We start from the raw sequence: 13,470 nt of genomic DNA, 5'->3' as shown, positions 1-13,470 counted from the left end.
CAAGCGCCGGACGGGCTGGATTTCGCTGCGCGAAATCAGCCCCGCCGGCGCTTGAGGCGCTGGGGTTCCCTCCCACGGCCGCCAGGCCGTAGGGGGAGGGTCCGGGGGCGGAGCCCCCGGTTACGGGAAGGGGCGGGGTGGGGAAAAGGCAGGCAACGCGACCAGGATGGAGCCGTGCAGGATTCACACACCGCCCCGCGCCCCCGCCTCGGCGAACGCGTGCTCACCGCGGTGAGCCGCGACCCTCTCACCGCACCCCACCGCGCCCGCAACGACGCGATCCTCGCCGCCGGCGTCGGGCTCGTGTCGTTCCTCCTCGCCCTGTTCGTCGACGAAGGGCGCAGGCCCGACGTCCTGGGGTGGGCGCTCCTCGCCGGGACGGCCGTGCCCCTCGTGTGGCGGCGGTCGCGGACCGGGCTCGTGCTCGTCGCCGTGCTGCTGTGCGTCGCGCCGTACCACGCGCTCGACAACGCCCACGCCGCCCCCGTCCCGGCGTCGCTGCTCGCCCTGTACACGTTCGCCGCCACCGCCCGCCCGCTGCACACGCTGCTCGTCGGCGGCGGCGTCATCGGCCTCACGCTCACCGTGATGTTCGGCGTCGGGGCCCACGAGGGGCTGGAGGCCCTGCGGACCTCGGGCTGGATCCTCGCCGTCCTCGTCTTCGGCGTCGACGTGCGTGTCTACCGCCTCTACATCGCCTCGGTCGTCGGCCGTGCCGAGCGTGCCGAACGCACCCGCGAGGAGGAGGCGGCCCGTCGGGTCGCGGAGGAACGGCTGCGCATCGCCCGGGACCTGCACGATCTGCTCGCGCACTCCATCACCCTCATCGGCGTGCAGACCTCGGTCGCGTCCCACGTCCTGACCGTCGACCCCGACCGCCTCGACCGCGCCCAGATCGCCAAGGCGCTCGACGACATCGCCGAAACGTGCCGCACCGCGCGCGGCGAACTGCGCGCCACGTTGGAGGTGCTGCGCGCCGACGGACCCGAGGGGGACGGGCCGTTGCCGGGCCTCGCCGCGCTGCCCGGTCTCGTACGGGCAGCCGGGGCGCGGCTGACCCTGGACGCCGGGGAGGGGGCACTGCCGCCCGCGGTGGAGGCCGCCGCGTACCGGATCGTGCAGGAGTCGCTGACCAACGCCGTACGGCACGGCGGCGCGGGGGCCCGTGTCGACGTCGCCCTGGAGCGGCGCGGAGGGGAACTGCATGTCACGGTCACCGACGACGGCACATCGTCTCCCGCGGCCGAAAGGCCGTACGGATCCTCCGGCTTCGGCATCATCGGGATGCGGGAACGTGCCCGCAGCGTCGGAGGGACGCTGTCGGCCGGCCCGCGCACGGACGCGGCCGGCTTCGAGGTCGCCGCGATGTTGCCCCTGCAGCCCACGGAGGCCGCCGCATGATCCGCGTACTGCTCGCCGACGACCAGACCCTCGTACGCGCCGCGTTCGCGATGCTCGTCGAGTCGGCCCGTGACATGGAGGTCGTCGGTCAGGCCGGGACCGGTGCCGAGGCCGTCGAACTGGCCCGCAGCGAACGGGCGGACGTCGTCGTCATGGACATCCGCATGCCCGAGCTCGACGGCATCGAGGCCACGCGGCTGATCGCCGCCGACGAGGACCTCGCGGGCGTGAAGGTCCTGGTGCTCACGACGTACGACACGGACGAGCACATCGTCGAGGCGCTGCGCGCGGGCGCGTCGGGGTTCCTGGTGAAGGACACCAGGCCGGCCGATCTGCTGGCCGCGATCCGGACGGTCGCGGCGGGGGAGTCGCTGCTCTCCCCGGGGCCCACGTCCCGCCTGATCGCCCGTGTCCTGAGCGCGCCCCGGCTGCCGTCCACGGGCGGCCCCGACGGCCTCACGGACCGCGAGCGCCAGGTCCTGACCCTGGTCGCCCGCGGCCTCAACAACACGGAGATCGCCGAGTCCCTGGGCCTGAGCCCGCTCACGGCCAAGACGCACGTGAGCCGGATCATGGGCAAGCTGGGCGCCCGTGACCGGGCCCAACTCGTCATCGCAGCCTACGAGTCGGGCCTGGTGACGCCGGGCGGCGAGTAGCGCCGGGACGAGCGGGCCGAGGCACTCACGGCGCGATGTTGTGGTTGAGCCGGAACAGGTTCCCGGGGTCGTACCGCCGCTTGACCGCGCGCAGCCGGTCGTAGTTCTGCCGGTAGTTGGCGCGTACCCGGCTCTGGTCGTCGGTGTCCATGAAATTGATGTAGCCGGCCTCCTCGGTGTGCGGGCGCAGGTCCCGGTCGTACGCGCGCGTCCAGGCGATGTTGTGCGCGGTGTCGGCGGGGTCGGTGTACGAGGCGCCGAAGGCGGCGGAGAAGCGGGCGTCGCGGTAGGCGAACGCGGTGTCCTCCGCCCCGACGCGATGGCAGGCGCCGTCGATGGGGAAGATTGCGGTGTCGCTCTCCATCGAGGGCAGCGTCGCGCCGTAGGCCATGTGGACGTCGATGGCGCCGTCGGTCAGTTCGCGGCTGAAGTTGCCCTTCCAGTAGTGGTAGAGGCCGGGCGGCAGGTCCTCGTCGAACAGCGTGTTGACGACCGGGTACGGCATCCGCTCGACGAACTTGCCTACGACAGGCCCGAGTTCGGCGAGCTGCGCGTGGACTTTGCCGTCCTCGTCGGCGGGGCCGCTGAAGCAGGTGAGGGCGGCGCAGACGGGGCGGCCGTGCCAGCGCTCGGGAAGGAACGGGACCTCGGGCCCGAGGAGGACGACGAGGATGGTGTTCAGCTCCTCGGGCGCGTCCGCGTTCATGTCCCGCCAGCGGCGCACGACGTCGCCGTCGAGCGGATAGAGGGCGACGCCGCCGAGGACGTCGTCCACCGGGTGCAGCCGGTACTCGAAGGACGTGACGACGCCGTAGTTGCCGCCCCCGCCGCGCAGTGCCCAGAAGAGGTCGGGATGCCGCTCGGCGTCGCAGGCGACGAGCGTGCCCTCGGCCGTGACGACGTCGGCCGACAGGAGGTTGTCGCAGCTCAGGCCGCAGCGGCGGGCGAGGTTTCCCATGCCGCCGCCGAGGGTGAGGCCGGCGATCCCGGTGGTGGAGATCACCCCGCCGGTGGTGGCGAGCCCGAAGGCGTGCGTGGCGTGGTCGAAGTCGCCCCAGGTGCAGCCGCCCTCGGCACGGGCGGTGCGGGCGACGGGGTCCACGCGGACCGAACGCATCCGGGACAGGTCGACGACGAGTCCGTCGTCGCAGGTGCCGTACCCGGCGACCGCGTGGCTGCCGCCGCGGACGGCGAGCGGCAGGGCGTGGTCGCGCGCGATGTGCACGGCGGAGATCACGTCGCCCGCGTCGACGGCCCGTACGACGACGGCCGGGCGGCGGTCGTGGAGCGCGTTGTAGACGCGGCGGGCCTCGTCGTACGCCGGATCGCCGGGCACGACGACGTCGCCGCGCACGGTGTCGTGCAGCAGGTCCAGGACCGGAGCGGGCAGCGGCCTGGCGGAGGCCGAGGGGGTGATGAGCGCGGTCATGACGGCACCAGCTTTCGGGTCCTGCGGGGCGGTCCTTGCCTCACTCGTCCGTTCTAGGCGCGGGCGGCGCCGTACGCATCGACCGAACCGTCCACTTCGGGCGCGCAGCGGATATGGGCAGAACGGCCCATGCCCGGCGAAGGGGCGTCAGGCCAGGCCGCGGGAGCACGCGTAGGCCGTGGCGGCGGCGCGTGAGGTCACGCCGAGCTTGGCGTAGATGTTGTTCAGGTGCCGGGCGACGGTGTGCTCGCTGATCACCAGGTCGTGGGCGATGTCCCGGTTGGTGCCGCCCGCCGCGACCAGCCGCAGCACCTCGGCCTCCCGCCGGGTGAGGCCGTCCGGCAGCGTCATGGTCCGCTTGCTCAGCAGCGCCGCCGCGCGCCGGGCGTCGGGGACCGCGCCGAGCTGTTCGAAGGCGGTCCGGGCGGCCCGCAGCTCCAGCCGGGCGGCCTCGTCGTCACCGGCCGCCCGGTACGCGGCGGCCAGCAGCATCCGGGCCTGCGCGGCCTCGTAGGGGATGCGCATCTCCCGCCAGCCGGCCAGCGCGCGGCGCAGAATCCGCAGCGCCGCACCAGGGTCTCCGCCGCCGCGCCGGGCGAGGGCGAGGGCGCCACGGGAGGTGTCGGCCATGGCGTGCAGCAGGGTCGCTCCGGGGTCCGCGGGGCCGGAGCCCGCGAGCGTCCGGAGTTCCTCGACGGCGAGCTCGGCCCTTTCCACGTCGCCGACGGCCAGGGCCACCTCGGTCAGCGCGTCGAGCAGCCGGGCACGGCCCAGCAGGTCGCCGGGCGCCTCGCTCCGGGCCGCGAGGGCCAGACGCAGGCCGGTCACGGCGGCGTCCGCCTTGCCCTGGGCCAGGCGGAGCAGAGCGAGGCCCGGCTGCGGGGTGAGGCCGAGCTCGTGGGCGTGCGCGTACGAGACGGCGGCGGCGTCGAGCAGCCCGCGGCGGCGCTCGATCTCACCGGCCGCGTAGTGGGCGGCCGCGGCAGCCTCGAGACAGTCGGGCAGGACCTCGGCGCAGACCCGCTCCGCCTCGGCGGCGGCGAGCGGCCAGGCGCCGAGCAGATCCAGCACCTCCACGCGGTGGACGCGGCACAGTCCGCGGAAGGGGTTGTCCGTGAGGGGGACGGCAGGGCCGCCCTCGACCGGGTCCCGTGGTGCGCCGTCCGACGGCGGCGTGACGTGCTCCGACCACGGGACGGAGCACCAGGCCATGGCGGCATCGGTCCATTCGGCGGCCCGCGGGAAGTCCGCCGCCGCCATGCACTGGGTCAGGGCCAGGCAGTAGAGCAGCCCCGTGAACATGCCGCTCAGTTCACCCGCCGTGACGGAGCACATCGCGTCGTCCAGCAGGGCGAGCCCTTCCTCCCGGCGGCCGTCCGCGAGCAGGACGGCGGCGTGCGCCTGGCGGCTCAGGGCGATGAGGTCCGGGCTGCCGGAGTGCTCCGCGATGCGGCACATCCGGCGGGCGGCCGCCAGCGCCGCACCGGGGTCGCTGTTCCGCTGGGCCTCTTCGGCGTCGGTCCAGGCGAGGAAGCACTGTTCGGGGCACTCGGGCTCGTGCTCCAGGTGGCGGCGGGCCCGGTGCAGCCAGCCCGCGGCCGCGCCGGGGCGGCCGAGACTGCGGTACTCGAAGGAGAGCCACCACGCGGTGCAGCCCGCCTGCCGGTGGTCGCCCGCGGCCTCGTGCCCGGCATGCGCCTGCAGCCGCGCGTCCACCGACTCGTCCACGTGCCCGGACCACCAGGCCGCGTCGGCCAGGATGTCGAGGTCGGCGGGTCCGAGGGCACCGGGGCCCGCGCCGTCGAGGGCACGCAGCAGGACTTACGCCTCGGCCCACGAGTCCCGGGCCGCCGCGTCCCGCGCCCGCTCGACGGAGGGCGCCGCCTGAACGCCCATGGCCGCGCTCCCTTCCACCCCAAGCCTAGAAGCGCCCCTGTACTCGGGGAAGCCCCGACGGCCCGGCCGTCGGTGCCCGCCGAGCCGGCCCTCGCCCGCGGCGCCACCGCCGACCACGTCCTGCGGGCGGCTCGCCGCCGTCCACCACCGTTCCCGGGCCGGCGGCCGGGAGAAGCCCCCGGCCGCCGGGACACCGGCGTCTCTCGGGGGCGGGGGCCTTGCCGCCCTCAGGGAGCGCCCGCGAACCGACACCGGCCAGCCCGGCACGGGCCGCACCCTGCCGCCCGTCGCGGCCGTCACGCGTGGCCGAAAAGCACGCCTTGTCGGGGCATCCCGCCACACCAACAATGCGCATGACAACTCGGGCCGTCACATCGGCCACTCACGTCGCATTGAGGGGACCCCCACATGAACAAGCCTCTCGCCGGCACCCTGCTCGCCCTCGCCCTCCTCGGGGCGGGCGCCGCGCCGGCAGTCGCCGCCGAGACCGCCGGCGAACCCGCGGTCGAGGCACAGGCGGTGGACTTCGCCGGAACCGTCGCGCTCAGCAACTGTTCCGGCTCCGTCGTCAGGACGGCCGCCTCGCGGCCGAGCGACCCCGCACTCGTGCTGTCCAACGGCCACTGCCTGGAGACGGGCTTCCCCGCGCCCGGTGAGGTCGTGGTCGACCGGCGGTCCTCGCGCAGTTTCAGCCTGCTCGACTCGGCGGGCAGCCGCGTCGCCACTCTGCGCGCCGGCAAGATCGCGTACGGGACGATGACGGACACCGACGTCTCGCTGTACCAACTCACCAGCACCTACGGGCAGATCGAGTCCCGTTACGGCATCAGGGCGCTGGAGCTGAACGACGCCCGTCCGGCCGCGGGCACGGCCATCAAGGTCGTCTCGGGCTACTGGAAGCGGATCTACAGCTGCGACATCGACGGCTTCGCCCACCTTCTCAAGGAAGGCGCCTGGACCTGGAAGGACTCGATCCGTTACACCTCCAGCTGCGACACCATCGGCGGAACCTCCGGCTCCCCGGTCGTCGACGCCGCCACCGGAAAGGTCGTCGCCGTCAACAACACAGGCAACGAGGACGGCGGACGCTGCACGGACAACAACCCGTGCGAGGTCGACGAGAGCGGCAACGTGACGGTGCGCGAGGGCATCAACTACGGGCAGCAGACCCACACGCTCGTGCCCTGCATCGGCCCCGGCAGCCGGATCGACCTGAACCGGGCGGGCTGCGCGGTCCCCAAGCCGTGACGTGAAGGACGGCCGGTTCCGGGGCCGTGAGCCCCGGAACCGGCCGTCCGCACGGTCCGCGCGCGTTACGCGCCGCTCGCCCTGAGCATGTCCTCGCGCTCGACGATCTTCACGCGCTCGCGGCCCTGCGGCTCACCCAGCGCCTTCTCGGCCTCGTCCAGCCGGTACCAGCCGTCCCACGTCGTGTAGCGGACGTTCCGGTCCGCGAGGAAGGACTCCACCGCCTCCGGGTCCGGCGAGGCCGGCGTCCGGAGACGGCCGTTCGCGTGGTCGTCCAGCAGGTTCGCGACGGTCTCGTTCGCGTCGCCCTTCGTGTGGCCGATCAGGCCGACCGGGCCGCGCCGGATCCAGCCGGTCACGTACGTCGACGACAGGTGCTCGCCGGACTCCTCGACGACCCGGCCGCCCACGTCCGGGACCGTGCCCGACTCCACGTCCCAGGGAAGCTTGGGCAGTTCGTCCGAGAGGTAGCCCACCGCGCGGTAGACAGCGGTGACGTCCCAGTCCTTGAACTCGCCCGTGCCCTTCACGTTGCCCGTGCCGTCGAGTTGCGTGCGCTCGGTGCGCAGGCCCGTGACCCTGCCGTCCTCGCCGAGGATCTCGGCCGGGGACTCGAAGAAGTGCAGGAACAGCTTGTGCGGGCGGTCGCCGGTGTCGCGGATCGCCCAGTTCTCCAGGGTCTTCGCGACCATGTCCGCCTGCTTGTTGCCGCGGCGGGTCTCGATCGAGCCCTCGTCGTAGTCGATGTCCTCGGGGTCGACGATGACCTCGATGTTCGGCGAGTGGTCGAGCTCGCGCAGCTCCATCGGGCTGAACTTCGCCTGCGCGGGGCCGCGCCGCCCGAAGACGTGGACCTCCAGGGCCTTGTTGGCCTTGAGCCCGTCGTAGACGTTCGGCGGGATCTCGGTCGGCAGCAGCTCGTCCGCGGTCTTCGCGAGGATGCGGGCCACGTCGAGCGCGACGTTGCCGACGCCGAGCACCGCGACCTTCTCGGCCTCCAGCGGCCAGGTGCGGGGTACGTCCGGGTGTCCGTCGTACCAGGAGACGAAGTCCGCCGCACCGTACGAGCCGTCGAGGTCGATGCCGGGTATGTCGAGCGCGCGGTCCGCGGTCGCGCCCGTCGAGAAGATCACCGCGTCGTAGAAGGAGCGCAGGTCGTCGAGGCTGATGTCGTTCGGGTAGTCGACGTTGCCGAAGAGCCGGATCTGCGGCTTGTCGAGCACCTGGTGCAGGGCCGTGATGATGCCCTTGATCCGCGGGTGGTCGGGGGCGACGCCGTAACGGATCAGGCCGAAGGGCGCGGGCATCCGCTCGAAGAGGTCGATGGAGACGCCGGGCTCGGCGGCGGCCACCTCGGACTTCAGCAACGCATCGGCGGCGTAGATCCCGGCGGGGCCGGCTCCGACGATGGCTACCCGCAGGGGGCGGGGCATGTTCAGGTTCCCTTCGAGCGGCGACAACTGGCTCGTCGGCCACCCTAAACAAAGGCTTGCCTAAGTCTGTACTCACCCCTGGTCTATGACCTCATAAGGTCGGCTTATGGGTGCTCAAAGGTCTGCTTGATGACGAGCCGCGAGGGAGCGGCACCGAGGATTGCGGTGCACGCGGCCTCGACCATGGGGACAACGCCCTTGCCCCGCTCCTGGTTTGGCGTGGGCACAGGCTTCTCCAGCATACTCGCTCAGCGTGACGCTCCGCATGCGAAAGGTGAATCCGGAGCAGAATGGGAACGCTCGGGACACGCCGTGTCCGCTCGTCGAATCGGGGTGCCGCGCGGTGGACACTGTCCGCCTGATCGCGGCAGCTCTGCCCAGGGAAGGGGGCCGTACGCCATGACCCTGCCCATCGGTACGTACGTCGTCGACACCCGCACCGGCCGGGTGGGCCGGCTCATGGGGCCGGCCGGTCCGTTCCTCTCGCTGAGACCCGTCGGCGGTGGCCGGGAGTGGGAGTGTTCCCCGGAAGAGGTGCGGCCCGCGACGGCGGCGGAGCGGATCAGCGCGACGACGGCGTACGTGAACGCCCGCAGCCGGGGCGAACTGCCCTGAGCCGGCTCAGTAGTAACCGGTCTCGCCGTCCAGGAGCTCCCGGATCGTGTCCATGTGTCCCGCGTGCCGGGCGGTCTCCTCGATCATGTGGATCAGCATCCAGCGCAGCGACGCCTGGCCGGACGTGAAGTCTGGATGGCGGCTGACCTCGTCGAAGCCGTGGGCGGCGATGATCTCGTCCGAGACCGCGCACTGCTTCTCGTACTCGTCCAGGAGCTGCGCGAGTGGGATGCCCTCCGCCCGCATGTCCGCGTCCTCGGGCTCGTCGACGAACTGCGGTCCCTCGGCCGGGCGGCCGAGGAACAGTACCTCGAACCAGGCGTGCTCGACCCAGCGCAGGTGGGAGACGATCCCCGCCATGGTCATCAGGGGCGAGGGGGGGCAGGACCGCGCGGTGGGCGTCCTCGTCGGACAGGCCCTCGCACTTGTAGTGCACGATCGCACGCTGCATGTCGAACCAGCCGAGGAGTTGCGTCGGTTCGTCCGCAGAGAAGGGGGGCCGGATGCGGGATGGCGTCATGGCCGCGGACGCTGGCGCAGCGCCCGTCGCGGCCGCACCACGTTTACCGGCCGGTGGAAAGGCGACGGTCAGGCCCGGGCACGCGTCGTGCGGCGCGACAGGGCGACATGGGACAGGACATCCACGGGCCCGTCCGCAGCGACGTGAAGACCCCGGCGCCGAACGAGAAGAGGATGCCCGCGAGCATCGCGGACACGACCGCGCCGGGGACCTGGCGTATCAGCCGGCCGAAGACCCCGGTCAGACCGACCAGCGTGATCACCGCCCCGGTCACGAGGAACGCGCCGACGGCCTCCGCGTACGAGTACGCACCCAGGCTGGTGACCAGCAGGGCGGCACCCGGCGTCGACCACGCGGTGATCACCGGCATCCGGGTGCGCAGGCTCAGACCGATGCACGGATGCACGTCAGGCCGCTGCCGATGGAGATCGCCCAGATCCAGGAGCCCGTCTCGGCGGTGGACAGGCCGCCCGCCGTGGCGGCGGTGAGCACGATCACCAGCGGGCCCGAGTAGGAGACGACGACGGCCACGAACCCGGCCGGCACCGCCGACAGGGAGGCGTCGCGCCACAGTCGGGACGGCTTCCCGGCGGAGGCCGGAGCGGAGTCCGGGTGCCGGGTGGTGGCCTGGGAGTCGGTGGATGTGCCAGGGCTCAACGGGTCCTCCGCGGCCCGCGTCGGGGCCTGGTCGGGTCGGCAGCGCGGTTCGTCGGGGATTCTCCGCCGGGCGGGGGGACGGCGGGCGGGAGTTTCAGGATGCGAGAAGACCCGGGGCGCATCCGGCCGGTGACGTCCGGCACCCGCGCCGGTCCCCGGGCGACACCGCCACCATGCGGCCGAGGAGCGGCCGGCGGATCGACCGGCCCGTGCCCGGCGGCCCCCGGGGTACGGGAGAATGGGCCCATGAGCCTGTTCCGCGACGACGGCGTCGTCCTGCGCACCCAGAAGCTGGGTGAGGCGGACCGCATCATCACGCTGCTCACTCGCGGTCACGGACGGGTACGGGCCGTCGCGCGCGGCGTGCGGCGCACCAAGTCCAAGTTCGGAGCCAGGCTGGAGCCCTTCTCGCACGTCGACGTGCAGTTCTTCGCCCGGGGCAGCGAGCTCGTGGGCCGCGGGCTGCCGCTGTGCACCCAGTCGGAGACCATCGCGCCCTACGGCGGCGCCATCGTCACCGACTACGCCCGCTACACCGCCGGCACGGCGATGCTGGAGACCGCGGAGCGGTTCACCGACCACGAGGGCGAGCCGGCCGTCCAGCAGTACCTCCTGCTCGTCGGCGCCCTGCGGACCCTCGCCCGGGGCGAGCACGCGCCGGGGCTCGTGCTCGACGCCTTCCTGCTGCGGTCCCTCGCGGTCAACGGCTACGCCCCCAGCTTCGACGACTGCGCCCGCTGCGGACTGCCCGGCCCCAACCGCTTCTTCTCCGTCGCCGCGGGCGGCGCCATATGCGGCGACTGCCGGGTACCGGGCAGCGTCGTACCCTCGGCGGAGGCCATCGGCCTGCTCAGCGCGCTGCTCACCGGCGACTGGGCGACGGCGGACGCGTGCGAGGCGCGTCATGTCAGGGAGGGCAGCGGACTCGTGTCCGCCTATCTGCACTGGCACCTGGAGCGCGGCCTGCGCTCGCTCAGATACGTAGAGAAATAGGAGATGTGAGCCGCATGGCACGACGCGGAATCCTGGGCCGGTCCCGCCGCGAGTACAAGGTCCCCGAGCCGCACCCGTCGGGGGCGCGCCCGCCGAGGATTCCCGGCGAGCTCGTGCCGAAGCACGTGGCGATCGTCATGGACGGCAACGGCCGCTGGGCCAAGGACCGCGGCCTGCCGCGCACCGAGGGCCACAAGGTCGGCGCCGAGCGCGTGCTGGACGTGCTGCAGGGCGCGATCGAGATGGGCGTCGGAAGCGTCTCCCTGTACGCGTTCTCCACCGAGAACTGGCGGCGCTCGCCCGACGAGGTGCGCTTCCTCATGAACTTCAACCGGGACTTCATCCGCAAGACACGCGACCAGCTCGACGAACTCGGCATCCGGGTGCGCTGGGTGGGCCGGATGCCCAAGCTGTGGCGGTCGGTGGCGAAGGAGCTCCAGATCGCCCAGGAACAGACCAAGGACAACGACCGGCTCACGCTGTACTTCTGCATGAACTACGGCGGCCGGGCCGAGATCGCGGACGCGGCACAGGCGCTGGCGGCGGACGTGAAGGCCGGGAAGCTCGATCCGGCGAAGGTCACGGAGAAGACCTTCGCCAAGTACCTGTACTACGCGGACATGCCGGACGTGGACCTGTTCCTGCGCCCGAGCGGCGAGCAGCGCACCTCCAACTACCTGCTCTGGCAGAGTGCGTACGCCGAGATGGTCTTCCAGGACGTGCTGTGGCCCGACTTCGACCGCCGCGACCTGTGGCGCGCCTGCCTCGAGTACGCCCAGCGCGACCGCCGCTTCGGCGGCGCGGTCCCCAACGAGGAGCTGCTGGCGATGCAGGGCCGGCCGGACGGGGAAGCCGGCTGACGGGCGCGGACGGGGCGCCGCTAGGGTCCCGCCCATGGATCACCAGGGGCGGGACACCGAACACACGACGGAAGCGGTCGAGCTGGTCTACCGGCCGACGCGCGCCGACATTCTGACCGCGGTCCGCGTGCGCGAGAGATACCGGCGAATGACGTGGGTGCGGTGGATCGTGACCGCCCTTCTCCTGGCCTGGGGGATCCTGCCGGCGTTCGCTCCCGCCTCGCGCGGGCCGGCCGTGGTGCCCCTGCTGATCGGCGCCTTCGTGTGGGCGATCCCGCACCTGCACGCCTCGCAGATGCTGCGCGTCGTCGCGTGGCAGGGCGACTACCGCACGACGGTCACCGAGGACGGCGTGACGGCCGTGACCGACCACTGCGCGCTCACCCAGCGCTGGACCGTCTTCCGCGGCCACCGCGAGACCGCCGACGGATTCGTCCTTCTCAGCCGGGACCGGGGCGTCATGTGGGTGGAGGTCCTGCCCAAGCGGGGCCTGCGCGATGCCGGGGACGCCGACCGGCTCCGCGCGATGCTCGACCGGCACCTGCCGAGGCTGTGAGCAACACCTGCACCCCGCGTGGGAATTGAGCGTGTCCGCCGATACGATCACGGCTCGGCAGTCGTGTACGGGAGGGACCGTGGCAGAGGTGCAGCAGCAGGACGGACAGACGGTGGCGCTCCGCTACGAGCCCACCGTCGCTGACATGGCGGGCGCCCTGAACGCCCGGATGCGCGCCACCCCCTCCGGCCGCCGCACCCGCCGCCTGCTGCTCTTCACCGGTGTCATGGGCATCGGCGTCGTCGCCCTGCAGACCGCCGTCGGCGACGGTGACCTCACCGTCCTCGTCGCCGGTGTGGCCCTCACCGTCCTCGCCTTCGGCAGCCTCTATCTGCTGCCCTCGCTCCAGGCCCGCCAGCTCCACCCGCTGGCCGCCCGGCAGGGCGAGTTCGACGCCACCGTCGACGACACCGGCATACGCCTGACCACGCGCGACAGCACGAGCACCACCAACTGGGAGATGTACCCCCGCTACGCCGAGACCGACGAGCTGTTCGTGCTGTTCACCGCCGACAAGCACAGTGTCGGTGTGATGGTCCTCCCCAAGCGGGGCGTCTCCGCCCCGGACGACGTCGACCGCCTGCGCGCCCTGCTCGACGAGCACGTCCGGCGGGTGTGACCGTCCGGGACCGTCAGGACCGGGCGAGGACCGCCTCCGCGTCGTGCCGGGCCTCGGGACGGCGGGCCTCGGCCGCCCCGGCACCGGGTCAGCGATCAGCGCGTCGCACGCCACGGGGGCGGCGGTCACGCCGCGCCGGGCGCGCGCGGGCGGTCAGTTCGCCTTCGCCGCGCACTCCGCGCACGTGCCGAAGATCTCGACCGTGTGCGCCACGTTCACGTATCCGTGCTGGGCGGCGATCGTCTCCGCCCACTGCTCCACGGCCGGGCCCTCGACCTCCACCGCCTTGCCGCACATCCGGCACACCAGGTGGTGGTGATGGTCGTCCGTCGAACAGCGCCGGTACACCGACTCGCCGTCGCTCGTGCGCAGCACGTCCACCTCGCCCGCGTCGGCGAGCGACTGGAGCGTGCGGTAGACCGTCGTCAGGCCCACCGAGTCGCCGCGGTGCTTGAGCATGTCGTGCAGCTCCTGCGCACTGCGGAACTCGTCCACCTCGTCCAGCGCCGCCGCTACCGCGGCACGCTGCCGGGTGGACCGGCCTCGCACCGGGGCGGTGTTCCCGCCGGTTGGCGCCGTGGTCACAG

The 13,470-nt window shown here is 72.7% G+C and carries 14 protein-coding genes and 1 pseudogene; 8 read left to right on the top strand and 7 right to left on the bottom strand.

Annotated elements, in window-relative coordinates:
* Positions 1-174 precede the first annotated feature (174 nt).
* The gene (locus tag ACWD0A_RS25825; protein WP_451301809.1) at positions 175-1,401 is read left to right on the top strand and encodes a sensor histidine kinase; all 1,227 of its coding nucleotides are present in this window, start codon (positions 175-177) and stop codon (positions 1,399-1,401) included.
* Positions 1,398-2,057 (top strand): response regulator, encoded by a 660-nt coding sequence (locus tag ACWD0A_RS25820; RefSeq protein WP_451301807.1) that lies wholly within the window; start codon positions 1,398-1,400, stop codon positions 2,055-2,057. The genes ACWD0A_RS25825 and ACWD0A_RS25820 overlap by 4 nt, the downstream gene beginning before the upstream one ends.
* Positions 2,058-2,082: 25 nt before the next feature.
* On the opposite strand, the gene ACWD0A_RS25815 is transcribed toward ACWD0A_RS25820, so the two are convergent.
* A complete protein-coding gene (locus tag ACWD0A_RS25815) occupies positions 2,083-3,486 on the bottom strand; it encodes an FAD-binding oxidoreductase (protein ID WP_451301805.1) in 1,404 nt (467 codons plus the stop codon).
* A gap of 147 nt (positions 3,487-3,633) precedes the next feature.
* Positions 3,634-5,214 carry a LuxR C-terminal-related transcriptional regulator gene (locus ACWD0A_RS25810; RefSeq protein WP_451301803.1) on the bottom strand — a complete coding sequence of 527 codons (1,581 nt, stop codon included), beginning with the start codon at positions 5,212-5,214 and terminating at the stop codon, positions 3,634-3,636.
* A 576-nt stretch (positions 5,215-5,790) separates the two neighbouring features.
* Between ACWD0A_RS25810 and ACWD0A_RS25805 the strand changes: the two genes are divergently transcribed.
* Positions 5,791-6,630: a trypsin-like serine peptidase gene (locus ACWD0A_RS25805; protein WP_451301801.1), complete on the top strand. Its 840-nt coding sequence runs from the start codon at positions 5,791-5,793 to the stop codon at positions 6,628-6,630.
* Positions 6,631-6,695: 65 nt separating this feature from the next.
* Here ACWD0A_RS25805 and ACWD0A_RS25800 read toward each other — a convergent pair whose 3' ends face one another.
* Complete coding sequence (locus ACWD0A_RS25800; RefSeq protein WP_451301799.1) at positions 6,696-8,063, bottom strand: FAD-dependent oxidoreductase; 1,368 nt, start codon at positions 8,061-8,063, stop codon at positions 6,696-6,698.
* Between the two features lie 399 nt (positions 8,064-8,462).
* On the opposite strand from ACWD0A_RS25800, the gene ACWD0A_RS25795 reads away from it, so the two are divergent.
* Entirely contained in the window at positions 8,463-8,678 is a 216-nt protein-coding gene (locus tag ACWD0A_RS25795) for a hypothetical protein (protein ID WP_177152450.1), read from the top strand.
* 6 nt (positions 8,679-8,684) lie between these two features.
* Here the strand turns inward: ACWD0A_RS25795 and ACWD0A_RS25790 are convergent.
* The 3 genes and pseudogenes from ACWD0A_RS25790 to ACWD0A_RS25780 all read right to left on the bottom strand — a co-directional run bounded on the left by ACWD0A_RS25790 (position 8,685) and on the right by ACWD0A_RS25780 (position 9,855).
* A pseudogene (locus tag ACWD0A_RS25790) lies at positions 8,685-9,198 on the bottom strand (DinB family protein).
* A gap of 43 nt (positions 9,199-9,241) precedes the next feature.
* The gene (locus ACWD0A_RS25785) at positions 9,242-9,604 is read right to left on the bottom strand and encodes a benzoate/H(+) symporter BenE family transporter (RefSeq protein ID WP_451301797.1); all 363 of its coding nucleotides are present in this window, start codon (positions 9,602-9,604) and stop codon (positions 9,242-9,244) included.
* Positions 9,583-9,855 (bottom strand): benzoate/H(+) symporter BenE family transporter, encoded by a 273-nt coding sequence (locus ACWD0A_RS25780; protein WP_451301795.1) that lies wholly within the window; start codon positions 9,853-9,855, stop codon positions 9,583-9,585. Before ACWD0A_RS25780 ends, ACWD0A_RS25785 begins: the two co-directional genes overlap by 22 nt.
* Positions 9,856-10,101: 246 nt before the next feature.
* On the opposite strand from ACWD0A_RS25780, the gene recO reads away from it, so the two are divergent.
* The 4 genes from recO (at position 10,102) to ACWD0A_RS25760 (ending at position 12,883) form a co-directional block, all read left to right on the top strand.
* On the top strand, positions 10,102-10,848 hold the full coding sequence (gene recO / locus ACWD0A_RS25775; RefSeq protein ID WP_177152452.1) for a DNA repair protein RecO: 747 nt from the start codon (positions 10,102-10,104) through the stop codon (positions 10,846-10,848).
* A 14-nt stretch (positions 10,849-10,862) separates the two neighbouring features.
* On the top strand, positions 10,863-11,708 hold the full coding sequence (locus tag ACWD0A_RS25770) for an isoprenyl transferase (RefSeq protein WP_451301793.1): 846 nt from the start codon (positions 10,863-10,865) through the stop codon (positions 11,706-11,708).
* Between the two features lie 34 nt (positions 11,709-11,742).
* Positions 11,743-12,264: a YcxB family protein gene (locus ACWD0A_RS25765; RefSeq protein ID WP_451301791.1), complete on the top strand. Its 522-nt coding sequence runs from the start codon at positions 11,743-11,745 to the stop codon at positions 12,262-12,264.
* Positions 12,265-12,343: 79 nt separating this feature from the next.
* Positions 12,344-12,883 carry a YcxB family protein gene (locus tag ACWD0A_RS25760; RefSeq protein WP_451301789.1) on the top strand — a complete coding sequence of 180 codons (540 nt, stop codon included), beginning with the start codon at positions 12,344-12,346 and terminating at the stop codon, positions 12,881-12,883.
* Positions 12,884-13,036: 153 nt separating this feature from the next.
* Here ACWD0A_RS25760 and ACWD0A_RS25755 read toward each other — a convergent pair whose 3' ends face one another.
* Entirely contained in the window at positions 13,037-13,468 is a 432-nt protein-coding gene (locus tag ACWD0A_RS25755) for a Fur family transcriptional regulator (RefSeq protein WP_177152456.1), read from the bottom strand.
* Between the last annotated feature and the right edge of the window lie 2 nt (positions 13,469-13,470).

It is taken from the genome of Streptomyces sp. NPDC002867 (assembly GCF_053591895.1).
Note: the sequence above shows the minus strand (reverse complement) of the source record. Positions and strands in the feature narration are given on the sequence as shown.